This window comes from Halobaculum sp. EA56, from assembly GCF_051195075.1.
Lineage (GTDB): Archaea > Halobacteriota > Halobacteria > Halobacteriales > Haloferacaceae > Halobaculum.
On sequence record NZ_JBNTJX010000001.1, the window covers coordinates 1 to 23816 of the forward strand.

Genomic DNA, 23816 nt, shown 5'->3' on the forward strand with positions numbered 1-23816 from the left:
CGGCGGGGTCGTCGCCGCCGGCGGACGCCGGCGGCACCTCGGCGTCGGGGGCGGTTCCCGCGCGGGGAGTGGTCACGCCGGTGGCTCGTGCGCGACCGACTTAGCGGACGCGGTCGCGGCGGATCCGTGGCGGCGGGACCGCCGCGGCGGGACGGCGGCTCCGGAGTGCCCCCGCGCCCCTCACCCGTGCCGCTCGATCACGCGCTTGGCCGCCTGCGCCTTCTCCTTCCAGCCGTAGCCGGCCTCGTACACGTGGCGCTTCTTGTCGACCAGCTCCTCGGGGCTGGACTCCTCGAAGCCGCCGCGGTCCCACGTCCCCGACGTGTGGAGCCACTCGACGACGTTCTGCCGGGTCTCCTCCCACGAGAGGCCCACCATCTCGTACCAGGCCACGAGCGCGAACACCGCGTTGTCGTGACAGCCCGGGTAGCTCCCCTCGCGGTAGATGGTCGCCATCGGCTCGCGCGTGGGCTCGGACACCTCCTCGCGGTAGCGCTCGGCCGTCAGCAGCCGGAGCGTCCCGTCGGCCTCCTCGACGCGCCCCTCCCGTTTCAGCAGGTCGAGCGCCGCGCGGTGGAGCCCCGACCACTCGTCGTGGACGGCGTGCTGGAGGGCGGACTCGGTGACGGCGCCGTCGACGAGCACGGCCAGCACGTCCGTATACGCCCGCTCGACGTGGTGCCACTCGGTCCCCTCGAAGTCGCAGTCGGCGTCGTGCAGGCTGTTCGTGGTGCGACAGCCCGGGCAGGGGTACGCGAACCGGGGCACGGTTGTGGTGTGTTGGGAGCGTCCCCGGCTTAGGTGTCGTGGTTCGACGCCGCCGCACCGTCCTCCCCCTCGCGGTCGACGAACGTCACGCCGGTCACCTCGAAGCGGGCGCCGCCCTCCTCGCTCTCGGTCGCCCGGACGTCCCACCCGTGGGACTCGGCCACCTGCCTGACGATCCGGAGCCCGAAGCCGGTCCCCCGGTCCCCCGTCGAGTAGCCCGCCTCGAACACCGCCTCGCGCTCGTCCGGCGGGATGCCGACGCCGTCGTCCTCGACGAAGAAGCCCTCGCGCTCGCCGTCGGCCAGTTCCCCGACCGTCACCGTCACGTCCTCGCCCCCGTGTTCGACCGCGTTGCCGACGAGGTTCTCGAACAGCTGTTTCAGGCGGCGCTCGTCGGCCAGGATCGGCCGGCCGACGTCGACGACCAGGGAGGCGTCGGCCGTGTCGACGTTCCCCCAGCAGGCGTCGACCGTCCCCGCGACGTCGACCGGTTCGAGGTCGGTGTCGGCCTCCCCCTCGCGGGCCAGCGTGAGGAGGTCCTCGATGAGCGTCTCCATTCGATCGAGCGCGCGCTCGACGGCCCCGAGGTGTTCGCTGTCGCACTCCCGCCGGGCCAGCTCCAGGTGTCCGTCGGCCACGTTCAGCGGGTTGCGGAGGTCGTGGGAGACGACGCTGGCGAACTCCTCCAGCCGGTCGTTCTGTCGCCTCAGCTCGTTCCGGCTCTCGCGGAGCGTCCGCTCGCCCGCCAGCTCGTCGAGGGCCGTCTCGGCCGCCGTCGCCAGGATCCGGGCGAGGAACTCGTCGGTCGCGTCGAACGCGCCGGCCTCGGTCTCGCCGACCGAGAGGGTCCCGTGGTCGCCCATCGGGAGCAGCATGAGGCTCCGGAGCCCGCTCCCGCCGTCGACCGACTCGGGGACCGTCTCGATGTCGTCGTACACGCGGACCTCGTCCGCCTCGAAGCTGTCCCAGTTGAGGCTCCCGGACTCGGGGGTGAACGGCTCGCGCGACGGGAGCACGTCCGAGACCGTGTCCGATTCGGCGACCGGGACGAGCCCGTTCACGTCCGGGTCGTAGAACCGGACTACGGTGGCGCTGAACCCGAGTATCTCCTCGGCGGCCTCGACGATCCGCTCGGCGATCGCGCCCGTCGAGTCGGCCCGGACCAGCTCCCTCGTCGCGTCGTGGAGCTGTTCGAGCCGGTGTTGTCGCTCCCGGAGCGTCTCCTCGCGGACCACCCGGTCGAGGGCCGCCTCGAGGTAGTTCGCCAGGATCTCCACCAGGAGCACGTCCGTCTCGGCGAACGCGTCGGGCTCCGGCGAGGAGATGACGAACAGCCCGTGCTCGCCCAGCGGCTGGAGGAGCACGCTCTCGGTCGGCGACGCCTCGGTCAGCCGGTCCGAGCCGGAGACGGACGGGATGTGGGTCGGCTCGCCCTCCCGGAACACCTCCCACGCGAGGTGGGCGCGGGTTCCCGGCGGCGCCGACCGGTCGTACGCCGGGAGGTCCTCGAAGAGGTCCGAGACGGCGTCCGCCACCGCGACCGGCTCCAGCCTGTCCCCGTCGTCGCTCACGAGGTGGACGCCGCTCAGCTCGGCGCCGATGATCTCGTCGGCGGCGTCGGTCGCCAGCTGCGCCGTCTCGGCGACCGTCTGCGTGTAGTTGAGGGCCCGCGAGCGCTCCCGGAGCTGCTCCAGCTTCCGGTCGCGCCGCCGCCGCTCGGAGACGTCCCGGCTGCTCGCGACGAACCGCTCGCCCTCGGCGAGGTCGAGGCGCCTGACGTGGATCTCGACCGGGAACGTCGACCCGTCTCGACGGCGGTACTCGCCCTCCAGCTCCCGGCGCTCGCCCGGACCCATCCCCGCCCACATCGCGCGCGCCTCGGCGGGATCGACCGTCCGGTCGACCTCCCACACCTTCATCGAGGTGAGCTCCTCCTCGGTGTACCCCGTCTCCTCACAGAGCCGGGGGTTCGCGTCGACGATGTTCCCCTCGGCGTCGTGGACGTCGATCATGTCCGGGGAGCGCTCGAACAGCGCCTCCAGACGGGCGGTCGTCCGTTCGAGCCGGGTCTCGTGCTCCTTGCGGTCGGTGACGTCCGTGATGAACCCCTCGAGCGCCTCCAACTCGCCGCCGTCCCCGGCCTCCGGGTCGCCGTCGTCGGCGTACACGCCGCGTCCGCGCTCCCACACCCACTTCGTCGTCCCGTCGCGTGCGACGATCCGGTAGGTGACCTCGAAGGTGCCGTCGTCCGCGAGCGCCTCCTGGACGGCCGCCCACGTTCGCTCCCGGTCGTCGGGGTGGATGACGTCCTCGCCCCACTCGACCTCGCCGTCCTCCAGGGCCGCCGCGGTGTAGCCCGTCAGCGCCTCGATCTCCCCGTCGACGGTCTCCATCGGCCAGGCCGGCTCGTTGCGGCACCGGTAGACGACGCCCGGGAGGTTGCCGATGAGCGTCTCCAGGCGCCGCGTCCGCTCGGTCAGCGTCCGACGGGACCGGTACGCCTCGACGGCGTTCGCGATCCGGTTGGCGAGCAGTTCGTACTGGTCGGACCCGACCTCCTTCTGGAGGTAGTCGGTGACGCCCGCGGAGATGGCCTCGCTCGCGACCTCCTCGCTCCCCTTCCCGGTGAACAGCACGAACGGGAGGTCCGGGTACTCCTCGCGGACCGCCCGCAGGAACTCGATCCCGTCCCGGCCGGGCATGTCGTGGTCGGAGACGACACAGTCCACGTCGCCGTCGGAGAGGGCGTCCAGCCCCTCCTCGGCGTTCGTCGCGGTGCGAACGCGGATCCGGTCGCGTTCGCGTTCGAGCACCGTCGCGACGAGGTCGCCGAACTCCGGGTCGTCGTCGACGTGGAGCACCCGTATCGTGTCGTCGGTGGCGGTCATGGGGTCCGGTCGTCCCGGCATTGCCGTGCGGGAACTTAAGCGATGGCCGCCCTCCGGCCCGTCCCGCGGCGGGAGACGGCGCCGACTTTTAAGCACGCGCCCGTCGAAGCCCCGCGCGATGCCCGACATCGACACCATCGTCGTCGCAACCGACGGCTCCGAGAGCGTGCGCCGGGCCGTAGACGCCGCGCTCGACCTGGCCGAGCGGTTCGACGCGGCGGTCCACGCGCTGTACGTCGTCGACAGCGGCGAGGTGGACTCCTCCCCCGAGACGGTCCGCGACCAGATGCGCCACGCGCTCCAGGAGCGCGGGGGCGAGGCCATCGTCCAGGTGCAGAAGCGCGCCGACCGCGACGTGACCGCCGTCGTCCGCGAGGGGCGCCCCGCCAACGAGATCGCCGACTACGCCCGCGAGATCGACGCGGACCTCGTCGCCACGGGCACCCGCGGCCGCCACGGCGAGAACCGCTTCCTCATCGGCTCGGTCGCGGAGCGGGTCGTCCGCACCTGCCCGGTCCCGGTGCTCACGGTCCGCCAGCTCGAGGGCGAGAACGGGGGCGGCCCGGGCGGCGCGCCGGCCTGACTGGCGTCGGGGACCACCGCTCGCTCCCCGCTCGCGTCCCCGTGGCCTCGCTACGCTCGGCCACGCACTGCTCGCGGGTCGCGTTGCTCACGGCGCCCTCCGGTCGCCGTTCGCCGTCGCGGTCTCGCTGGGCTCGACCGCGCTCGCTCCCCGCTCGCGTCCCCGTGGCCTCGCTACGCTCGGCCACGCACACCACCGCCGTTTTCACCGCGCGCCCCGAGCCGGGAGTATGGACGACGAACTCATCGAGACGGACGCCCTCCCTCTGGACCGGAAGTCGCGGCTCCCCGGGACGGGCTTCTTCTATCCGGACTCGCTGGACGAGGACCGCGCCGAGGAGCGCGCGCGGGAGGCCGTCGAGGGCGCGGAGGCAGTCGTGATCACCGACTCCGACGCCGACGGCCTCGGCTGCGTCGCGCTGATCCGCGAGGCGTACGGCGCCGCCCTCGACGTGGCGCCGTTCGAGGAGCGCCGCCGCGCGAAGCTCGACGGCACCGACGAGGAGGGCGAGGCGCGAAGCGCCTCGGGGAGTCGGACGCAGTCCGACGAACCGTTCGGCGGAGAGGAGGAGGACGACGGCCACGCGGAGTCGTCGGTCGCGCTGCTCCCCTCCGGCCCGCACTCCTTCGAGGAGGACCTGGAGTACGCCGCCGAGTTCCTGGAGGAGGGCACGGACGTGTTCGTCTGTGACATCTGCCCGGACGCGTTCGAGTACATCGCCGAGGACCTCCGCGCGGTCGTCCGGCGGGCCGAGTCCGTCCGCTGGTTCGACCACCACCAGTGGGACGAGGAGCTGGCGGCGTCGGTGCGCGAGCTGGGTATCGACCTGGTCGTCGGCGCCAGCGACGAGGAGTGCTCCACCGACGTGACGCTGCGCTCGCTGGACCACGACTTCGACGAGCGCTTCACGGAGCTTGCGGCGGTCACCCGCGACCACGACCTCTGGCTGAAGGAGGACCCTCGCTCGGACGACCTCGCCGACTTCGCCTACTGGACCGGCGCCGAGGAGTACGCCGCCGTCGTCGGCGCCTACGGCGTCGACCTCCCCGAGGTCGCCCGCGAGTACGTCGAGGAGCGCCGGGTGGAGAAGCGGCGACTGATCGACAAGGCGGTCGACCGCGCGGTCGAACACGAGATCGGGGACTGGCGCGTCGGCGTCACCTACGGCCGCTGCTCGCAGAACGAGGTCGCCGAGGCGCTGCGCGAGCAGGGGATGGACGCCGCCGTGATCGTCAAGCCGTCCGGCTCGGCGTCGATCCGCGGCTCCGAGGGGTTCGAGCGCTGCCACGAGGTCGCCGGGCAGGTCAACGGCGGCGGCCACCCGAAGGCCGCCGGCTGCATGCCCGACGTGTACGACGACATGCTCGACTACGCCCACCACTGGAGCACGGAGGGCGCGACCGCGAAGCGCGTGATCCTCCGGGCGTTCGAGACGCTTGCGGACGAAGAGGACGCCGAGAACGCCGCCGACGCGGCGGAGTAGCGGTCGCCGTCGGCGTTACCCCTCGACGGCCGGCTCCTCGGCGTACTCGCCCATGACCCACTTGTGCGAGTAGTCGGTGCCGCACGAGCAGTGGGCGTACGCGTGCATCACGTCGCCCTCGGCGTACAGCCCGCCGACCTCGGCGTTCCGTTCCTCGCCGAAGGCGAAGACGAACTCCGCGCGGTGCTCGTCCCCGGGCTTCTCCGCGGCGTCGGGGCACTCGCCGCCGCCCAGGTCCGGGTAGATCACGCCGTCGCGGGCCATCGCCTCCTTCGCGAACTGCATCGGGTCCATGCCCGTCCCGGAGGCGAACGCCTTGCGCCCGTCGTCGCCGGGGACGACGAGCACGACGCCGTCCTCGACGGCCTCGCCCATGTTCGCGATCCGGCCCTGCTCGTCGAGGAACTCGTGGGTGAGGAAGATGGCCACGTCGTCGAGCCGCTCGCCCGCGAGGAACTCCGCGAGCTTGCCGTCGTCGGGGGTGTCCGCGTCCGCGGCGTCGTCGGTCATGCCCACGGGTCGGCGCGCGAGTCGTAAAAGGTCGTCCGTCGCGGGGCGAACCGGGCCCGACCCGGGAGGCCGGCCGGGGCAACGGTGACAACGATCGACGCCGTAGATCGGACCGATGTACCGAGCACTCATCCAGAGCGGCAGCATCGAGTGCGACGCCTACGAGCGGGGCGATCACGGCGTCGACCTGTACGAGGACGACGAGTTCGTCGCGTTCGTCCCGTACGAGAACCTCCTGGCGGTCGTCGACGAGTCCGCGGAGGGGGACGAGGAGCGGTCGATCCTCTGACCCGAACGCGGCCGCGCTCCGGCGGCGGCCCGTCGGCCGCGCCGTCAGGACGCGTCCGTCCCGTCGCCGACGTCGGACCGGTCCGGCGGGTCGCGGGCGCGGTCGGTCACGCGCACGTCGAGGCCGTCCGCCTGCCCGACGTCGACCTCGACGCCGTCCACGCCGTGGCGGTACAGCGACGCGTTCCGGCCGCCCGTCGACACCTTCGTCCCCTCGGCGACGAGGCCGCTGGCGACGAGATCGTCCAGCTTCCGGTACAGCGTCGTCGACGGGATCTCACACCCCTCCGCGAGCTCCTCGGCGGTCTGGGGCCCGTCCGCGAGCTGTCGGAGGACCGCCCGGCAGTCGCCGTCGCCGAGCGTCGCGAGCAGGCGGTCGGCCTCCCGCTCGGACAGCGCGCGGGCGGTCCGGCGGTCGCTCGGCTCGTCCCGAACGCCCGTTCGGGGATCCATGCTCACCAAAAGTTACCTACTCTACTATAAATATCTATCGCCACTCCGGGGAACGGGTCGTCGCCGCTACGGGCGCTCTTCGGGGCCCAGCGCCGGCGTCGCGTCCGCGTCCGCGTCCGCGTCGCCGCCGGGGCTCTCCTCCGGGTCGACCTCCTCGAGCGCCCGCTCGAAGTGGTCCGCGTCGAGGACGATGTCCTCGACCGGCCCGTCGCCGTCGGCCGCGACGTACTCGCGGACGGCGAGCTGCGCGGCCTCCCGACACGCCGCCTCGATGTCGGCGCCGACGTAGCCGTCGGTCCGCGCCGCGAGGTCCGCCAGGTCGACGTCGTCGGCGAGCGGGCGGTCGCGGGTGTGGACGTCGAAGATCTCCCGGCGGGCGTCCTCGTCGGGCTCCTCGACGGCGACGTGGCGGTCGAGCCGTCCGGGGCGCAACAGCGCGTCGTCGATGAGGTCGGGCCGGTTCGTCGCCGCCACCACGACCACGTCCTCCAGTTCCTCCATGCCGTCGAGTTCCGTCAGGAGCTGGGAGACGACGCGCTCGCCGACGTTGGAGTCGCCGACGCCGCGACCCCGCTCGGCGGCGATGGCGTCGATCTCGTCGAAGAAGACGACGGTCGGGGCGTTCTCGCGGGCCTTGCTGAACACCTCGCGGACGCCCTTCTCGGACTCGCCGACGTACTTGTCGAACAGCTCCGGGCCCTTCACCGAGACGAAGTTGGAGTCGGCCTCGTTGGCGACCGCCTTCGCCAGCAGGGTCTTCCCGGTGCCGGGCGGGCCGTGCAGGAGCACGCCCTTCGCGGGGTCGAGCCCGACCCGCTCGTAGGCGGCCGCGTGGTCGAGCGGCCACTCGACGGTCTCGCGGAGGCGCTCCTTCGCCTCGTCGAGGCCGCCGACGTCGTCCCACGTCACGTCCGGCGTCTCGACGAAGACCTCGCGGAGCGCGGAGGGCTCGATGCCCTTCAGCGCCTCCCGGACGTCGCGGTCGGCCACCTCGACGGCGTCGAGCACCTCCGCGTCGATCTCGTCGGCCTCGAGGTCGAGCTCCGGCCGGATCCGCCTGAGCGCGGTCATCGCCGCCTCGCGCGCGAGGTTCTCCAGGTCGGCGCCGACGAAGCCGTGGGTGTTCTCGGCGTACCGCTCCAGGTCGACGTCGTCCCCGAGCGGCATCCCGCGGGTGTGGATCCGGAGGATCTCCTCGCGCCCGTCGCGGTCGGGGACGCCGATCTCGATCTCGCGGTCGAACCGGCCGGGCCGTCGGAGGGCGGGGTCGACGGCGTCGACGCGGTTCGTCGTCCCGATGACGGTGATCTCGCCGCGCTCCTCCAGGCCGTCCATCAGCGAGAGCAGCTGGGCCACGACGCGGCGCTCGACGTCGCCGGAGACCTCCTCGCGCTTGGGGGCGATGGAGTCCAGCTCGTCGATGAAGACGATCGCGGGCTCGTTCTCCTCGGCCTCCTCGAACACCTCGCGGAGCTGCTCCTCGCTCTCGCCGTAGTACTTCGACATGATCTCCGGCCCCGAGATGGTCTGGAAGTGGGCGTCGATCTCGGTTGCGACGGCCTTCGCGATGAGCGTCTTCCCGGTGCCGGGCGGGCCGTGCAGGAGCACGCCCTTCGGCGGGTCGATGCCGAGCGCGCCGAACAGCTCCGGGTGCCGCATCGGCAGCTCGATCATCTCGCGGACCCGGTCGAGCTCGTCGTCGAGGCCGCCGACGTCCTCGTAGGTGACGGTCGGTTCGGCCGTCCGGTCGGACGCGCCCGTCGCGGCGTCGGCGCTCTCGGCCGCCGAGCGGGCCGCCTCGCTCCCGCGGTCGACGACTTCGATCTCCGTCGAGTTCCGGATGACGACCGTGCCCGACGGCTCTGTGTCGACGACCTCCAGCGGGACGCGGCGGTCCGAGCGCCCGGAGAACAGGCCGAGCCCGACGGACAGGGGGATCTCCTGCCCGCCCGTGACCGGCGTGTCGACGAGCTTGTCGCGGAGGTACGAGCCGATGTCGCCCCGGATCCGGACGTTCCCCGGGAGGGCGACCGTGACCCGCTCTGCGGGGTCGACCTCGACCGGCTCGACCTCGACGGCGTCGTCGATCCGCGCGCCGACCGCCTGCCGGAGCTGTCCGTCGATCCGGACGATCCCCCGGCCGCTGTCCTCCGAGCGGCCGGGCCACACGCGGGCGATCGCGCGCCCCTCCGGCCCCTCGACGGCGACGAACTCGCCGCTCGTGACGCCAAGCTCTTCCATCGAGGTCCTGTCTATCGACGCCAGCCCGCTCCCCGTGTCCTTCCGCTTGCGTTGTTTGACTCGAAGTCGCATGGGAATCACCCCGGCGCGGCCGCGCCCCCCGCGACGGCGCCGCGGGGGCCGGCACGCCGGCGTCACCCGGGAGAAGTCGGTCGGGGCGTCTAAGGGCGCGGGGCAGACCCACGCGCCGGGCCTAGGCCCGCGGGCCGGGAAGAACGGGGGTCCGAGTCGGTCGCGGACGCGGGCCCGAGCGGCCCGCCGTCGCTACTCGTCGTACAGCGACTCCGCGATGTCCCGGAGCCCCTCGTCGGGCCGCCTCGTCACGGCGTAGGCGGCGCGCTCGCCGGGGACGCGCAGGCCGTAGAGGTAGCCGGGGTCGACCTCGTCGAGCTCCACCGCGTCGCCGGGACCGCGGCCGTGCCCGCGCGCCCACTCGACCAGCCGGTTCTCGGCGTCTGCGGCGCCCTCGGCGGCCTCGCGCATCCGCCGGCGGTCGTCGTAGGCGCCCCGGACGAGCAGGCCGCGCGAGTCGCCCGTCACCCGGGCGTGACGCTGGTCGCCGTCGAGGACGAGCCGGATCTCGTCGCCCGCCGAGAGGTCGGCCTCCTCGGGGATCCGCAGGCAGGGGAGCCGCGTCCCGCCCGAGCGGGCGAGGTGCGCGCGCAGGCTGGTCACGTCGTCGGCGTCGCTGGCGAGTCTATCGGTCATGTCATGTCCTGTGGCGGGGTGAACGAAGCGGGAGCGGGGCGTCCGGAGGTTACTCCTCGTCGTCCGCCTCGGCGTCGGCCTCCTCGTCCTCCTCCTCGCCGAGCGCCTCGGCGATGGAGCCCTCGACGCGGGCGTTGATCTGGACGGTCTCCTCGGAGACCTGCCGGCCGCGGACGGTGACGCGCTTGCGCTCGCCGTCGCGCGAGGGCTCGTAGCCGACGCCGCCCTCCAGCAGGAGCTCCTTCAGTTCGCTGCCGGGGACGTCCTCGCGCATCGGGCGCCCGGCCTTGTCGGAGCCGCCCGTCAGCGTCAGGTCGACGCCGTCGAGGCCGACGGCCGCGCCGTCGACCTCCTCGCCGAGTTCCCGGCCGAGGAATCGGTTCGCGTCCTGTCCGTCCACGTCGAACTGCCGCGTGTCGCCGGCGTCGTCGCCCACGACGATCTTGAATTCGGCCATTACGGGGTGATGCTCGGCGGTGAGAGAAAAGACCGTCGAAAGCGTGGCCGAGGAGTGCGAGGACGAGCGTAGCGAGTCCTCGAAGCGAACGGGGAGCGAAGCGACCCGTGAGCGAGCGTAGCGACCGAGGCCACGGCGGTGTGCGGCGAGGTCCTGTCGCCGAGCCGCAGATGAATAGAAAGCGTGGCCGAGGAAGCGTAGCGACCGAGGCCACGGCGGTGTGCGGCGAGGTCCTGTCGCCGAGCCGCCCAGGAATGGAAGCGTGGTCCGAGGCCGTGAGACCGAGGACCACGGGAAACGGCGGCACGCTCGCGGGTGCGCCGCCCGAAAGAACGGCGAGGTCGAACGAGCGAACCGGGGCACGACCCCCGGTCGGCCGATCCGCTACCGGGCGACCGCCACCGCGCCGGCGTCGACGACGGCGTTCGGGGCTCCCCGGTACGTCCCGACGCCGGTCGTCTCCTCGCCCTCAACGGCGACCCAGCCGGGGCCGTCGCCAGTCGCGACGACCCGGGTCGACTGCCGGAAGCTGTTGCCCGTCCAGCCGCCGGCGAACCACTCGTTGTACCCCTCGTAGGTGACGAGCACGTCGACGGTCGCGTTCTCGGGCGCCTCGTACGAGAGGTACATGCGGGTGCCGAACCGCCGACAGACGGCGTCCTCGCCGCTCAGCTCGTCGCACCGGACGTCGGTCGCGTTCAGCCGGGGCCGGAGCACCGGCTCCGAGTCGGCGGGCGTTCGCGTGTCGATCGGTTCCGCGAACGCCAGTCGGACGCCCACGAGGTAGTAGTCGAGCGTCCGGATCGGCGTCCGTCCCGGCGCCAGCGTCGGCGTTCCGGTCCCCGGGGCGGCGGTCGTGCCGCCGGGGGCGGGGTCGACCGTCCGCGGCGGCGGACGCTCGCGGTAGTTCGGCTCCAGCGTCGGGAACGACAGCGCGAGCATCGGGCCGTACGCGGTGTCCTCGACCGCGAACGACCACCCGGGCGGCGCGTCGACGACGCCCGGCGACCCGGCGACGAGCGCGTCGCCCGCGGGACTGCTCCCGTTCTCGACGGGAAGCGGGAGGTACAGCGTGACGTTCGTCAGCGTCGCGTCCGGCTGGACGTACGCCCGGTACTCCGCGGTGTGGGTGTACGACTCGGGGACCGGACGCGTGAACTGGTAGAGGGCGAAGCCGACGGCGCCGGCGGCGACCAGGAGGATGACGGCGACCACGACGAGCGCGACTCGGAGGCGACGGTCCATCACGAGAAGGTGTGTTCGAGCCAACACAAAACGACACCGACGAATCCCGCCCGCCCCTCCGATCGCGAGGTCGAGGTGCGGACCGGCGGTCCTCAGCCGAGCCGCACGGGATCGTCGCTCTCGACGATCCGCACCTCGACCCAGTCGCCGACGGCGAACGTCGGGTCGCCCGCCTCCGGCCGCGTCACCAACTTCGCGCCCGCGGCGGCGTCGGCGTCGGCGCGGGCGGCGAACAGCGACAGCCCCGTGATCCGCTCGCCGTTCGCGAGCACGTCCACGTCGGCCCAGTCGACGTGGCGGCCGGCGCGGGTCCCGACCTCGGTTCCGAGCAGGCGAACCGGGTCGCGGGCGGGTCCGCCGTCGTCGTCGCCTGTGCCGGTACCGCCGTGGGGGACGCGACCGCCGGCGTCGCCCCCCGTCCCGGGAATCCCGCCCCCGGAGTAGTGCGCCAGACCGCCGTCGAGCGGGCGGCCGTCGTCGTCGGCGACCGCCGAGAAGGCGGCGGCGTCCGCCCCCGCCACCGACCCTGTCGGCGCGTCCAGCACCGCGTGGCTCGGGCCCGTCTCAACGACCGTCCCGGTTCCGTCCCACGCGAGCGGCCGCACCCGGGCGTCGGCGACGAGCGGGAGCGACCCGGACGCGCGGTAGGGGTTCCTCCCGCGTTCGCGGAACTCTAGGTGGACGTGGTTGTCGACCCAGCGGCCGAAGAAGCCCGAGCGAACCATCTCCCCGAGGGAGTCGCCGACGGCGACCTCGTCGCCGGCCTCGACCGCGGGGTCGACGTGGAGCACGCGGGCGACGTACTCGCCGGCGTCGATCACGATCAGGTGGTCGCGCTCGACGGCGTACTCGCGGTCGGGACACCCCACGGTCCGGGTGTCGAGCACCTCGCCGGCGACGGGCGAGACGCCGGCGTTCGACTCGGGGTACAGGTCCACCGCGCACGCGCGGTCGTGGGCGGGATACGGCGAGTTGTACAGCGAGAACTTCCGGTACCGCGCGAGCAGCGACTCGGGGAGGACGACGGGGTCCCGTTCCGCCCCGGCGCTCCCGTCGTCGCCCGCCGACTCCTCCATACCCGCCGCAGGCGGCGCAAGCGCTTAGGCGCCCCGACTCCGAGCGACCGGCGTGACCTTCGACGACGGGGGCGGGCGACGCGTTCGCGTCTATCGGGGCTGCCGCGGCGACCACGAGGGCGAGGGGATCGAGTCCTCGGACGGCGAGCGGGGAGGAACGACCCGCGAGTCCCGCGAGACCGACCGCGCCGCGACGGCCGCGATGCTCGCCGAGGCGGGCGACGCGGGCGTCCCCGCCCTGCGGGTGTGGGCGCCGGGCCGCTCGCTGGCGTTCGGCCGCCGGGACGCCCACGCCGACGGCTACGACCGGGCGCGGGCGGCCGCCCGCGAGCACGGCTTCCCGCCGGTCGAGCGCTCCGTCGGCGGCCGGGCGGTCGCGTACGCCGAGTCGACGCTGGCGTTCGCGCACGCGGTCCCCCTCGACGACGCCCGGACCCGCCTGAACGACCGCTACGGGGCCGCCGTCGACACCCTCCTCGACGCGCTCGGCGGCGTCGGCGCGGACGTGACACGGGGAGAGCCGCCACGCTCGTACTGCCCGGGCGATTACTCGGTCCGCGTCGCCGGCGGCGGCAAGGTCGCCGGTGTCGCCCAGCGCGTCCGCGACGACGCCGCGCTCGTCTCGGGGTGCGTCACCGTCGCCGAGCGCGGGCCGATCCGTGCCGTCCTCTCGGCGGTGTACGACGCCCTCGGCGTCCCGTTCGACCCCGAGTCGGTCGGGTCGGTCGCACAGGCGGGCGGCCCCGACGACCCGGACGCCGTCCGCGACGCGATCGAGACGGCCCTCGTCGACGACCGCGAGGCCGAGGTCCGCGACGTGGCGGACCTGCCGGTCGACGGCGCGGGCGAGGGCTGATCCGTCGAACTTACCCCCCGCGCTCGCGCATCGCCGACGATGAACGCGCTCTTCGTGAACGCGACGCTCGCGGACGGCCGGGTCCGCGACGTGCTCGTCGAGGGTGAGCGGGTCGCCGCGGTCGAGCCTGCGGGGTCGGTGCCGACCGCGACCGCCGACGAGGTGATCGACTGCGAGGGGAAGCACCTCCTCCCGGGCGCCATCGACGCCCACGTCCACTTCCGACAGCCCGGCTTCGAGCACAAGGAGGACTGGCACACCGGGTCGCGCTCGGCGGCCGCCGGCGGCGTCACGACCGTCGTCGACCAGCCGAACACCGACCCGCCGACGGTCACGGGCGGGGCGTTCGACGCGAAGGCCGAGTTCGCCGGGCGCTCGCTCGTCGACTTCGGCGTCAACGGCGGCGTCACCGCCGACTGGGACCCCGACTCGCTGTTCGCGCGCCCGCTGTTCGCGCTCGGGGAGGTGTTCCTCGCCGACTCCACCGGCGACATGGGCATCGAGGCGGACCTGTTCGCCGACGCCGTCGCCCGCGCGGCCGACGAGGACGTGGTGGTCACCGTCCACGCGGAGGACGCCGAGCTGTTCGATCGGTCGGCCCGGGACCGCCCCGGCGACGACGCGGACGCCTGGAGCGCATACCGGACCGCCGAGGCCGAGGCCGCCGCCGTCGAGCGCGCGCTGGACGTGGGCGCCGACTCCGACGCGGACATCCACATCGCCCACACCTCCACCCCGGAGGGGATCGACGCCGCGAGCGACGCGGGCGCGACCTGCGAGGTGACGCCCCACCACCTGTTCCTCTCGCGCGAGGACCTCCCGGAACTGGGCACGTTCGGCCGGATGAACCCCCCGCTGCGGAGCGAGGCGCGCCGCGAGGCGGTGTTCGAGCGCGTCGCCGACGGCACCGTCGACGTCGTCGCCACCGATCACGCGCCACACACCCGCGCGGAGAAGGACGCGAGCATCTGGGAGGCCCCATCGGGCGTGCCCGGCGTCGAGACGATGCTCCCCCTGCTGTTGAACGAGGTGCGCGAGGGCACGCTCGCGCTGGAGCGCGTGCGCGACCTCGTCGCCGCCAACCCCGCCGCGGTGTTCGACGTGCCGGGGAAAGGACGGGTCGTCGAGGGCGCCGACGCGGACCTCGTGCTCGTCGACCTCGACTCGGCCCGGCCGATCAGCGGCGACGACCTCCACTCGAAGTGCGGGTGGACCCCCTTCGAGGGGCGGCCGGGCGTCTTCCCCGAGCTGACGCTCGTGCGCGGCCACGTCGCCTACGACGCCAGCGGCGACGGCGAACGCTTCGGCGACGCCGTCGGCGAGAACGTGCGGGCGTAGGCGCCGCCGTCGCCGGACCGGCGCCGGCCCCCGATCCGTCGGACCGGCGGTCTCGCCCGCCCCGGGCGCCGTCCCGGACCGCCGCGACACGACAACCGTTTTCACCCTCCCCCGCCCCGCGTGAGACATGGCCGGAAGCCACCCGCTCGCCGGGTACACCGAGTTCTGGGACGACGTGATGGCCGACATGGAGGCCACCGCCGAGGAGTACCGCGAGGCGGGGTGGGAGGTGACGGAACTCCACCCCGGCGACGTGACGCCGCTCCCGAACGTCGGCACCGTCGGCGCCGGCGTCGAGGTGGACCGCCTCGGCTTCGACGTGCTCCTCCCGGGCGACGAGTTCGAGACGGTCCGCGCGCTCGTCGAGGAGTCGGAGGCGGCCTTCGACGGGTACGACGCCTACCGCGCCCAGGAGTCCGACGTGGTGTTCCTCGTGGTCGCGATGAAGGCCGAGTCGGCCGGGCGGGCGGTCGTCTTCCCGCTGTACTACGCCGAGGGACAGGCGGACCCGATGCTGGAGGGCGCGGCCGAGGCGGGCGAACTCCGCACCTACCTCCGCCCGCTCGACGACTCCGAGCGCGTCGTCTTCACCCAGCGCGACCCGGACGCCCTCTTCCCGGAGGGGTGGGACGCGGAGGGCGGCGACGGGGTCGACGACGCGGACCCGGGCGACGACGCCACCGGCTCCGACGGCGACGACGCGGCCGAGTGAGGCGCCCGGCCGGGGACGCGGCCCCCGTCGCTACGCGAACGCCACGTTCTCCAGCGTCGTCGTCTCGCCGAACAGCCAGTCGGCGTGCTCGACGGCGTACTCGCGGTGCCCCTCGTCGATGAACCCCAGAGCGTCCTCCACGACCACCGGGCGGTAGTCACGCAGGCCGGCCGATCCGGCGGTGTGGAGCACGCAGACGTTCGCGAGCGTCCCGCAGATCACGAGGTCGTCGATCCCGTGGGTGTCGAGCCAGCCCTCCAGGTCGGTGCGGTAGAAGGCGTCGTAGGTGTGCTTCTCGACGACGTGGTCGGCGTCCTCGGTCGGGAGGTCGTCCACCAGTTCGGCGTCCCAACTGCCCTCGACGACGTGTTCGCCCCAGCGGTCGAACTCGTCGTAGTAGTGGGCGTCGTCGAACTGCTCGGGCGGGTGGACGTCGCGGGTGTAGACCACCGGCGCGCCCGCCTCGCCCGCGCGCTCGGCGAGCGTCCGGACGGGCTCGATGGCCGCCTCGCTGGGCGGGGCGTACAGGCTCCCGTCCGGGTGACAGAAGCCGTTCTGCATGTCCACGACGACGAGTGCGGTGCTGTCGGGGTCGAACGCGTCTCCGTCTGCGGGCATGTCCGACCGTTCGGCTCGCGACCCCAAAACCTCTCGGCGCTCCGGGGAACCGGCCGGCTCGGCGCGGTGTCGCGTCCACGGGCGGAACGGACGACGCGACCGTCGTCGGTTTCGAGAAACCGGACAAGGTACTTCTACCCCCGGTCCAATGCGGACGTATGCGACGATCGGCCCCGCACCCGCTGTCGCGACTCGCCGCGCTCGCGTTCGCGCTCGCGCTCGTGTGTACCGCCGCGGCGCCGGTGTTCGCCGCGGCGCCGGCGGCCCCCGCCGCGGACACGGGAGCGCAGACCTCCGGGAGCCCGTACGCGAACGCGGCCCGGGAGGACGCGCCCCCCGACCCCGACTCCGACGCGATCGGGTGGGAGGCCGGCTACTGGCACAACGAGAGCATCGAGGTGAACCAGTCCGACGGGCTGAGCGACGCGGAGATCGACGCGTACGTCGCCCGCGCGATGGCGCGCGTCGAGTACGTCCGCGAGGCGGAGTTCGACGGCCGCGTCCCCGTCTCGGTGATCACCCGCGAGGAGTACCGCAACCGGAGCGCCGGCGGCGGGAACGCGACCGAGTACAACCGCTGGAACGACCAGGTGTGGGAGGGGCTGTTCATCGTCGGGGAGTCGACCGGCTCGGGCGAGGCGATCGGCCAGACGACCGGCTCGTCGGTCCTCGGCTTCTACTCGCCGACGCGCGACGAGATCACGATCGTCACCGACTCGCCCGACTCGCCGACGATCGACAACGCGACGCTGGTCCACGAACTCGTCCACGCCCTCCAGGACCAGCGGTACGACCTCACGAACGCGACGTACCGCGGCGAGACCCAGGACGGCGACCTCGCGATCGACGGCGTCGTCGAGGGCGAGGCGAACTACGTCGAGGCGAAGTACTCCGAGCGCTGCGGCGACGAGTGGGAGTGCGTCGACACGCCGCGGGCCGGCGGTGGCGGCGGCGGGGGCGGGGGACCGAACCTCGGGATCCTCCTCACCCTGTTGAACCCCTACTCCGACGGGCCGGTGCTCGTCCACGAGATCGTCCAGGAGGAGGGCTGGGAGGGGTTCGCGGACGACTTCCGGAACCCGCCCGTCTCCACCGAGCAGGTGATCCACCGCACGAACGAGACGCCCCGGGAGCTGAACTTCACCGACAACGGGACCGAGGGCTGGAGCACGTTCCCCCGTGACAACCCGCAGCTCGGGCAGAACGGCTCCGACACGGTCGGCGAGGCGTCAATCTACGCGATGTTCTGGTATCAGGCGCGCGAGTACGGCGCGGACACGATCAACCCGAACAGCCTGTTCCAGACGAGCAGCGAGTACGACACGTACAACTACAGCTCCGAGCCGTCCGACGGCTGGGCCAACGACCGGCTGTTCCCGTACCGGAACGGCCAGGGCAACGACACCGAGTACGGCTACGTCTGGATCACCGCCTGGGACACCGAGGCGGACGCCAGGGAGTTCTACGACGCGTATCTCCGGATGCTGGAGGCCCACGACGTCGAGCGCACCGACGAGGGCTACTACGTCGTCCCCGACGGGCCCTTCGCGGACGCGTTCCTCGTGCGCCTCGACGGCGACCGTGTCACCGTGGTGAACGGTCCGACCGTCGAGGACGTGAAGCAGATCCGCCCGGGGCTGGAGCCGGCCTCGCCGGACACGTCGACGCCGACGGCGTCGCCGGGGAACGGGGACGGCGCGAACGGGGACGGCGCGAACGGGGACGGGAACGCCGGCGACGGCGACGCGAGCGGGAACGGCAACGCCGACGGAACGACCGCGACGGGCGGCGCCGGCTTCGGCTTCGCCGTCGCCGTCGTCGCGGTGGCCGTCGCCGGCCTGCTCGCGCGCCGGCGGCGTCGCTGACGCGTCGACGACCGTGCGCGCAGCGCTCCCCGTCCTGCTGGCGGCGACGCTCGTGCTCGCCGGCTGTAGCGCGCCCACCGCCGGCCCGGCCCCCGACGACGACTGGACGTACCCCGAGGACCCCCCGAGCGACCGCCTCGGCTGGGAGGCGGGCGTCTGGTGGAACGAGTCGATCGACGTGAACCAGAGCGACGGGCTCGACGCCGCCGAGCGCGAGGCGTTCGTCGCCCGCACCACGGCCCGGGTCGAGCGGGTCCGCGGGCTGGAGTTCCGCGAGCCGGTTCCAGTGGAGGTGATCTCTCGCGCCGAGTACCGAGAGCGCTCGGTGTTCTCCGGGGACCGCCCCGAGGGGTACGGCGCCTGGCACAACCAGGTGTGGGAGGCGGCGCTGATCGTCGGCGAGGACCGCGACGTCGCCCGCGAGTTCGACGCGCTGTACGGCGGGTCGGTCCTCGGCTACTACACGCCCTCGGAGGACCGGATCGTGATCGTCTCGGACGCCGACGAGCCGCGGATCGACCGCGGGACGCTCGCGCACGAGCTGGTCCACGCGCTCCAGGACCAGCACTTCGGCTTCGCGGGCGCCCGAACCCGGGACGCCGGCCTCGCGCACAACGGCCTCACCGAGGGGGACGCCCGCTACGTCGAGACGCTGTACCTCGACCGGTGCGCGGCCGGCCCGGGCAACGAGACCGCGACCGGCGCCGACGGCTGGGCGTGCGTCCCACGGCCCGAGCGGACCGGCGGGGGCGGCGGCGAGCCGATCGACCGCGGGCTGTTCGCGTACGTCTACCAGCCGTACGCCGACGGCCCGGCGTTCGTCCACCGCCTCCGCGAGCGCGGCGGGTGGGGCGCGGTGAACGCCGCCTACGAGGACCGCCCCGTCTCGACCGAGCAGACGATCCACCCCGAGCGATACCCCGAGGACCGCCCCGAGGAGGTCGCGCTCGCCGACCGCTCGGGCGACCGCTGGTCGCGGTTCGACCTCGACCGGCGAAGCGAGCGCCTCGGCGAGGCGGGACTGTTCGCCATGTTCTGGTCCAACGACTACGCCGGCGGGGGCTATCGCGCCGGCGACCTCCCGTACTCGACGCGAAACTACACCGCGGGCCCCTCCGACGGCTGGGCGGGCGACCGGCTCGTCCCGTACCGCCGCGGCGACGGGGAGGACGCCGCCTACGGCTACGTCTGGGCGATCCGGTTCGACAGCGCCGCGGAGGCCGCGGAGTTCCGTCGCGCCTACCGAACGATGCTCCAGCTCCGGCTCGGCGCCCGCGTCGTCGACCGCGACGCCGGCGTGTACCGGGTGCCGGACGGCCCGTTCGCGGACGCCTTCCGGATCGAGCGCGACGGTCGGACGGTCGTGATCACGAACGCGCCGACCGTCGCCGCCCTCGACGGCGTCCGCGACCCGCCCGGCTGACCGGTCCGCGCCGACCCCGTCCCGTCGGCCGATGGCGTGACTTTTTGCGTCGGCCGGGCGAACCCGCGGCCATGACCGCCACGTCCCGCGACTTCGACATCGTGGGGAGCGACGCGATCCGCGAGGCGCGCGCGACCGACGCGTACTTCGAGCGCACCGTGGAGACGCTCCGCCACGCCGGCCGGAACCCGCACGTCGTCGCCGAGGTGACCGCCGACCAGTTCCCGGACGGCGAGTTCGAACTGCTCGCGGGCGTGAAGGACGCCGCCGCCCTCCTCGCCGGCCACGACGTGGACGTCGACGCCCTCCCCGAGGGGACGGCCTTCGACGGCGGCCCCGTCCTCCGGATCGAGGGGACGTACCTGGAGTTCGCGGCCCTGGAGACGTCGCTTCTGGGCTTCCTCTCGCACGCCTCCGGCGTCGCCACCGCGGCCCTGGAGTGCCGCCGCGCGGCGCCCGACGCGAGCGTCCTCTCGTTCGGCGCCCGCCACGTCCACCCGAGCGTCGCCGCGATGGTCGAGCGGAGCGCGCTCGTCGGCGGCCTCGACGGCTTCTCGCACGTCGCCGCCGGCGAGGTGATCGGCCGGGAGGCCTCGGGGACGATGCCGCACGCGCTGGTGCTGTGTTTCGGCCGCGGCAACCAGGAGGCGGCCTGGCGCGCGTTCGACGAGGCCGTCCCCGAGGGGGTGCCCCGGATCGCGCTGTGTGACACCTTCTCGGACGAGAAGGACGAGGTGATCCGGGCCGTCGAGACGCTCGGCGACCGCCTCGACGGCGTCCGCCTCGACACGACCGGCTCGCGCCGCGGCGACTTCCGCCACATCGTCCGCGAGGTCCGGTGGGAACTGGACGCCCGCGGCGAGGGCGACGTGGACGTGTTCCTCTCGGGGGGCCTCGGCCCCGCGGACCTCCGGCGCCTCCGCGACGTGGCCGACGGCTTCGGCGTCGGGGGCTACGTCTCCAACGCCGACCCGGTCGACTTCGCGCTCGACATCGTGGAGGTCGACGGCGACCCCGTCGCCAAGCGCGGGAAGCTCTCGGGGGTCAAGGAGGTGTACCGGACGCCCGACGGCGGCCACCACGTCGGCCTCCGCGGACACGACGGCCCCGAGGACGGCGAGGCGCTGCTGGAGCCGCTGATCCGCGACGGCGAGGTGGTGCGGGAGTTCGACGTCGACGCGGCCGCCGAGCGGGCGCGGGCGGAGGCGGAGTCGGTCGGGTTCCGGGCGGAGTGAGCGGCGGGACGGGCGGACGCGTGGCTGTCGGGCGCGGGTTGTCGCGGGGAAGCCGGTTCCGCCGGGCTACAGTTGCTCGACGCTGCCGCCGTCGCGGCGCTCGCGGAACACCTGACCGTCGATGAGCGTCACCATCGTGTCCTCGTCCTGCCAGGCGGTCGGCGAGAGGCCGGCCTTGCGGCAGACGCGCGAGAGGTACCGCTCCTTGCTCCAGCCGTTCTCGACGGGGATCGTCGGGTAGAGCCAGCCGTGCTTGCCGTCGTGGTCGATGGCGACGCCGTGTCGCCCGAGCTCGATGTCCTCGACGGGGTCGTTCGTGAGCGTGACCTCCGAGACGACGTACGTCGAGACGAGCACGGAGTCCAGCTCCTTCGGTTCGAGTTCGGAGCCGCCGGTGTCGTCGGAGGCCGCCTTGATCGCCGCCTCGACGATGGCGTGGCCGAGCTGGTCCGTCCCGCGATACGACCCCGCACACCCTCGCATCCGTCCGCGTCCGCGGGTGGACTGGAGACGCACGAACGCGCCGGTTCGGGCGTAGAAGGCGTCGCGCATGCTCCCCGGCTGTTCGCGCTGGCCCTGGAGTACGAACGCCTCGACCGACTCCCGAGCGAGTTCGACCGCGCGTGCGCCGTCCTCGTAGGTGAGCCGCACGGTCTGCGCTTCGGACATGGACGTAGTGGGGCCCCCGCCGACTTGAACGCTTCCCTCGGGCGTGTGAACGGCTCACACACCAGTTCGCGGGGGACCGCTCCGGGGGGATCGATGCTCGGGTGGATCGATCCCGGCGGTCGGAAGTATCGACGTTCGGGGGGTCGAGTCCGCGGAGGCGGCAGGCTCCCGGGGGCGGGTCGGCGCCGCGCCCCCGAACGGTTTATCCGGGGCACCGGCGTAGCCCGGATCGGCAGAGGGAGCCCGACCCCCGTGCGCCCGAGGCGACGACGGCGCACGAGGAAAGTCCCCCCACCCCCGGACGGGCGACCGGGCGCAAGCCCGGAGTCGGAGACGGCTGGCTCTGGAACAGCAACGAGACCCCCCGCCCCGACCGATGAGGTGCGGCGGCCGCCGGTCCGCCGGCGCCGCCGCCGCCCGCGGTCCCGCCGCGGGCGGGCGAACCGACCCGAGAGGGGAGGGAGTTGACCCACCGAGGGCCGCGGCTCGCGCCGCGCGACGGGCGGGAACGGATGGAACGGCGAATCCTCGCCGGTGCAAGCCCGCGTCGACGGGCGGCGGCCGCGCGGTCGCCGCCCCGACGGTAGTCCGGGTCGCCGCACGGACCGCCGTGCGGCCCAGCGGGGCGCCGCGCCCCGCGAACGACGCGGGCGCTCAGCCGAATGTCGGGACGAACAGAAGGGGGCTTACTCCCCTCAGCCGCTCGCGCCCCGCAGCGACGGCGCCGCCCGCTCGCGGGGGCCCCGGTCCGTCGCGGCCGCGATCCGGGCGGGCGAGCCCCCTCCGGTCCCGCCGGTCGCGACGGTGAGGCACCGCCTAACCGTCGGACGCCGGTCGTGCGAACGGCTGACACACACCCGGCTAACTAAAAGGGATGGACCCCCTACGGTCGATGTGGACAGCAGAGAACTCACGGCGGCGCTCGAACGCGAGTTCGGGGGTACCGCGGAGGCTCGCCGCACCGTCGCCCGCCAGGCGCGGGACCTGGCCGACTCCGGCAAGGTCGAGGCCGACCGCGGCCACCAGCTCACGGTCGAGGACGTCATCGAGAACATGGCCGACGCGCCCGACGACCACGACCTGGTCGAACGGTGGAACTGGTGGCTCGGATCCCTGGAGACGGCCTACGGCGGCTACGAGCGGTTCACCGTCCGGTTCGTCGACGACGGCCCGGACGTGAACGCGTAGCCCCCGGCACGGCCCCGCCCGTCGCCGCCGCGCATCCGCCCGTTCCCCCGCGACCGCCGCCCTCAACCCGTCGACCCCGCCCTCCCCCGCCGGACCCGCCCTCCGCGCAGTCGTTCCGGGAGCCGACGGCTCGGCGGTCGCGCCGCCGCGAGCGACGACCGGCCCGCCGCGGAGCAGTCGTCCGGATCCGGGCTCCGCGCCCCCGCCGCCTCCCGAATCCTTTTGGTACAGACTGACGCGGGTTCCCCCATGGACATCGAGCCCGGCGAGTACGCCCCGGTCCCCGGCTGCACGGACCTCTACTGTCTCGACACCGGCATGTACGACACCGCCAACTACGGCTCCGTCTACCTGCTCGATGCCGAGCGCCCCGCGGTGATCGACACCGGCATCGGGACCAACCGCGAGTACCTGTTCGACGCGCTCGACGACCTCGGGATGACGCCCGCGTACGTCCTCCCCACGCACGTCCACCTCGACCACGCGGGCGGCGCGGGCTTCCTCGCGGAGCGCTACCCCGAGGCGACCGTGATGGTCCACGAGACGGGCGCCGAACACCTCGTCGACCCCGGGCGCCTCGTCGCCGGCACGAAGGCCGCCGTCGGCGACCAGTGGCGCTTCTACGTCGAGCCCGAACCGATCCCGGAGGACCGCATCGAGACGCTCTCGGGCGGGGAGACGCTCGACCTGGGGGACCGCGACCTCGACGTCCACCACGCCCCGGGCCACGCGCCCCACCAGGTGGTCTTCCACGACCGCGGCGACGACGTGGTGTTCACCGCCGACGCCGCCGGCATCTACGTCCCGCAGCTCGACCGGATCGAGCCGACCTCGCCGCCCTCGCGGTTCGACCTCCACGGCTGTCAGGAGGACGCCGACGCGATCCGCGAGCTCGACCCGCGGTACCTCTGTTTCGGCCACTTCGGTCCCCGCGAGTTCGAGGACGAGCTGCTCGCGGAATACAAGCGCACGCTCGCCGAGTGGGTGGAGGCCGTCCGGCGGAAGCGCGAGGAGCTGGGCGACGACGAGGCCGTCGTCGAGCACTTCGCCGAACACGCCCCGGAGGACCACATCGAGGTGTGGGGCGAGGAGAAGGCCCGCGAGGAGGAGCGGCTGAACGCTCGCGGCGTGCTCGGCTACCTCGACTACAAGGAGGAGCGGGGCGAAACGGTCTGAGTCGCGACCCCGTCGGGACCGTCGGACCGCCGCCGG

General features: G+C 73.5%; 22 protein-coding genes. 11 read left to right on the plus strand and 11 right to left on the minus strand.

Translation table 11 applies throughout. The annotated features are described in order from the left end of the window. Nucleotides 1–180: 180 nt before the first annotated feature. The gene (locus ACQUQ1_RS00005; protein ID WP_435061969.1) at nt 181–768 is read right to left on the minus strand and encodes a DUF7474 family protein; all 588 of its coding nucleotides are present in this window, start codon (nt 766–768) and stop codon (nt 181–183) included. Between the two features lie 29 nt (nt 769–797). After that, on the minus strand, nt 798–3656 hold the full coding sequence (locus tag ACQUQ1_RS00010; protein WP_435061971.1) for a PAS domain S-box protein: 2859 nt from the start codon (nt 3654–3656) through the stop codon (nt 798–800). 118 nt (nt 3657–3774) lie between these two features. Between ACQUQ1_RS00010 and ACQUQ1_RS00015 the strand changes: the two genes are divergently transcribed. Next, entirely contained in the window at nt 3775–4239 is a 465-nt protein-coding gene (locus ACQUQ1_RS00015) for a universal stress protein (protein WP_435061973.1), read from the plus strand. A 229-nt stretch (nt 4240–4468) separates the two neighbouring features. Further along, nucleotides 4469–5722 (plus strand): DHH family phosphoesterase, encoded by a 1254-nt coding sequence (locus ACQUQ1_RS00020; protein WP_435061975.1) that lies wholly within the window; start codon nt 4469–4471, stop codon nt 5720–5722. Between the two features lie 15 nt (nt 5723–5737). Here ACQUQ1_RS00020 and ACQUQ1_RS00025 read toward each other — a convergent pair whose 3' ends face one another. Next, nucleotides 5738–6232, minus strand: a complete 495-nt coding sequence (locus ACQUQ1_RS00025; RefSeq protein WP_435061977.1) for a DUF5807 family protein — start codon at nt 6230–6232, stop codon at nt 5738–5740. A gap of 115 nt (nt 6233–6347) precedes the next feature. On the opposite strand from ACQUQ1_RS00025, the gene ACQUQ1_RS00030 reads away from it, so the two are divergent. Further along, nucleotides 6348–6521 (plus strand): hypothetical protein, encoded by a 174-nt coding sequence (locus tag ACQUQ1_RS00030; RefSeq protein ID WP_435061979.1) that lies wholly within the window; start codon nt 6348–6350, stop codon nt 6519–6521. Nucleotides 6522–6565: 44 nt separating this feature from the next. On the opposite strand, the gene ACQUQ1_RS00035 is transcribed toward ACQUQ1_RS00030, so the two are convergent. The 6 genes from ACQUQ1_RS00035 to ACQUQ1_RS00060 all read right to left on the minus strand — a co-directional run bounded on the left by ACQUQ1_RS00035 (nt 6566) and on the right by ACQUQ1_RS00060 (nt 12700). Beyond that, nucleotides 6566–6973, minus strand: coding sequence for an ArsR/SmtB family transcription factor (locus tag ACQUQ1_RS00035; protein WP_435061981.1), 408 nt, complete (start codon nt 6971–6973; stop codon nt 6566–6568). 66 nt (nt 6974–7039) lie between these two features. Then, entirely contained in the window at nt 7040–9286 is a 2247-nt protein-coding gene (locus tag ACQUQ1_RS00040) for a CDC48 family AAA ATPase (protein ID WP_435061983.1), read from the minus strand. Nucleotides 9287–9478: 192 nt separating this feature from the next. Further along, nucleotides 9479–9922: a DUF7112 family protein gene (locus tag ACQUQ1_RS00045; protein ID WP_435061985.1), complete on the minus strand. Its 444-nt coding sequence runs from the start codon at nt 9920–9922 to the stop codon at nt 9479–9481. Nucleotides 9923–9971: 49 nt separating this feature from the next. Beyond that, nucleotides 9972–10379, minus strand: coding sequence for a 30S ribosomal protein S6e (locus ACQUQ1_RS00050; protein ID WP_435061987.1), 408 nt, complete (start codon nt 10377–10379; stop codon nt 9972–9974). A 384-nt stretch (nt 10380–10763) separates the two neighbouring features. Beyond that, nucleotides 10764–11624 (minus strand): hypothetical protein, encoded by an 861-nt coding sequence (locus ACQUQ1_RS00055; protein ID WP_435061989.1) that lies wholly within the window; start codon nt 11622–11624, stop codon nt 10764–10766. 92 nt (nt 11625–11716) lie between these two features. Continuing rightward, on the minus strand, nt 11717–12700 hold the full coding sequence (locus ACQUQ1_RS00060; RefSeq protein ID WP_435061991.1) for a hypothetical protein: 984 nt from the start codon (nt 12698–12700) through the stop codon (nt 11717–11719). 202 nt (nt 12701–12902) lie between these two features. Here ACQUQ1_RS00060 and ACQUQ1_RS00065 point away from each other — a divergent pair, with 202 nt between their 5' ends. The 3 genes from ACQUQ1_RS00065 to ACQUQ1_RS00075 all read left to right on the plus strand — a co-directional run bounded on the left by ACQUQ1_RS00065 (nt 12903) and on the right by ACQUQ1_RS00075 (nt 15606). Next, on the plus strand, nt 12903–13556 hold the full coding sequence (locus tag ACQUQ1_RS00065) for a lipoate--protein ligase family protein (RefSeq protein ID WP_435062796.1): 654 nt from the start codon (nt 12903–12905) through the stop codon (nt 13554–13556). Nucleotides 13557–13595: 39 nt separating this feature from the next. Continuing rightward, nucleotides 13596–14894, plus strand: coding sequence for a dihydroorotase (locus ACQUQ1_RS00070; RefSeq protein ID WP_435061993.1), 1299 nt, complete (start codon nt 13596–13598; stop codon nt 14892–14894). Between the two features lie 127 nt (nt 14895–15021). After that, entirely contained in the window at nt 15022–15606 is a 585-nt protein-coding gene (locus tag ACQUQ1_RS00075) for a DUF7529 family protein (protein ID WP_435061995.1), read from the plus strand. Between the two features lie 30 nt (nt 15607–15636). Here ACQUQ1_RS00075 and ACQUQ1_RS00080 read toward each other — a convergent pair whose 3' ends face one another. Continuing rightward, nucleotides 15637–16224 carry a cysteine hydrolase family protein gene (locus tag ACQUQ1_RS00080; protein ID WP_435061997.1) on the minus strand — a complete coding sequence of 196 codons (588 nt, stop codon included), beginning with the start codon at nt 16222–16224 and terminating at the stop codon, nt 15637–15639. A gap of 158 nt (nt 16225–16382) precedes the next feature. On the opposite strand from ACQUQ1_RS00080, the gene ACQUQ1_RS00085 reads away from it, so the two are divergent. From ACQUQ1_RS00085 to ACQUQ1_RS00095, 3 genes are all read left to right on the plus strand, one after another. Then, complete coding sequence (locus tag ACQUQ1_RS00085; RefSeq protein WP_435061999.1) at nt 16383–18089, plus strand: Hvo_1808 family surface protein; 1707 nt, start codon at nt 16383–16385, stop codon at nt 18087–18089. Nucleotides 18090–18102: 13 nt separating this feature from the next. After that, on the plus strand, nt 18103–19512 hold the full coding sequence (locus tag ACQUQ1_RS00090) for an Hvo_1808 family surface protein (RefSeq protein ID WP_435062001.1): 1410 nt from the start codon (nt 18103–18105) through the stop codon (nt 19510–19512). Between the two features lie 71 nt (nt 19513–19583). After that, a complete protein-coding gene (locus ACQUQ1_RS00095) occupies nt 19584–20747 on the plus strand; it encodes a nicotinate phosphoribosyltransferase (RefSeq protein WP_435062003.1) in 1164 nt (387 codons plus the stop codon). Between the two features lie 66 nt (nt 20748–20813). Here ACQUQ1_RS00095 and ACQUQ1_RS00100 read toward each other — a convergent pair whose 3' ends face one another. Continuing rightward, complete coding sequence (locus tag ACQUQ1_RS00100) at nt 20814–21416, minus strand: TIGR00296 family protein (RefSeq protein ID WP_435062005.1); 603 nt, start codon at nt 21414–21416, stop codon at nt 20814–20816. An 894-nt stretch (nt 21417–22310) separates the two neighbouring features. Here ACQUQ1_RS00100 and ACQUQ1_RS00105 point away from each other — a divergent pair. Together ACQUQ1_RS00105 and ACQUQ1_RS00110 are read left to right on the plus strand one after the other, a co-directional pair. Next, nucleotides 22311–22604: a hypothetical protein gene (locus ACQUQ1_RS00105; RefSeq protein ID WP_435062007.1), complete on the plus strand. Its 294-nt coding sequence runs from the start codon at nt 22311–22313 to the stop codon at nt 22602–22604. 255 nt (nt 22605–22859) lie between these two features. Further along, nucleotides 22860–23780, plus strand: a complete 921-nt coding sequence (locus tag ACQUQ1_RS00110) for an MBL fold metallo-hydrolase (RefSeq protein ID WP_435062797.1) — start codon at nt 22860–22862, stop codon at nt 23778–23780. Nucleotides 23781–23816 lie beyond the last annotated feature (36 nt).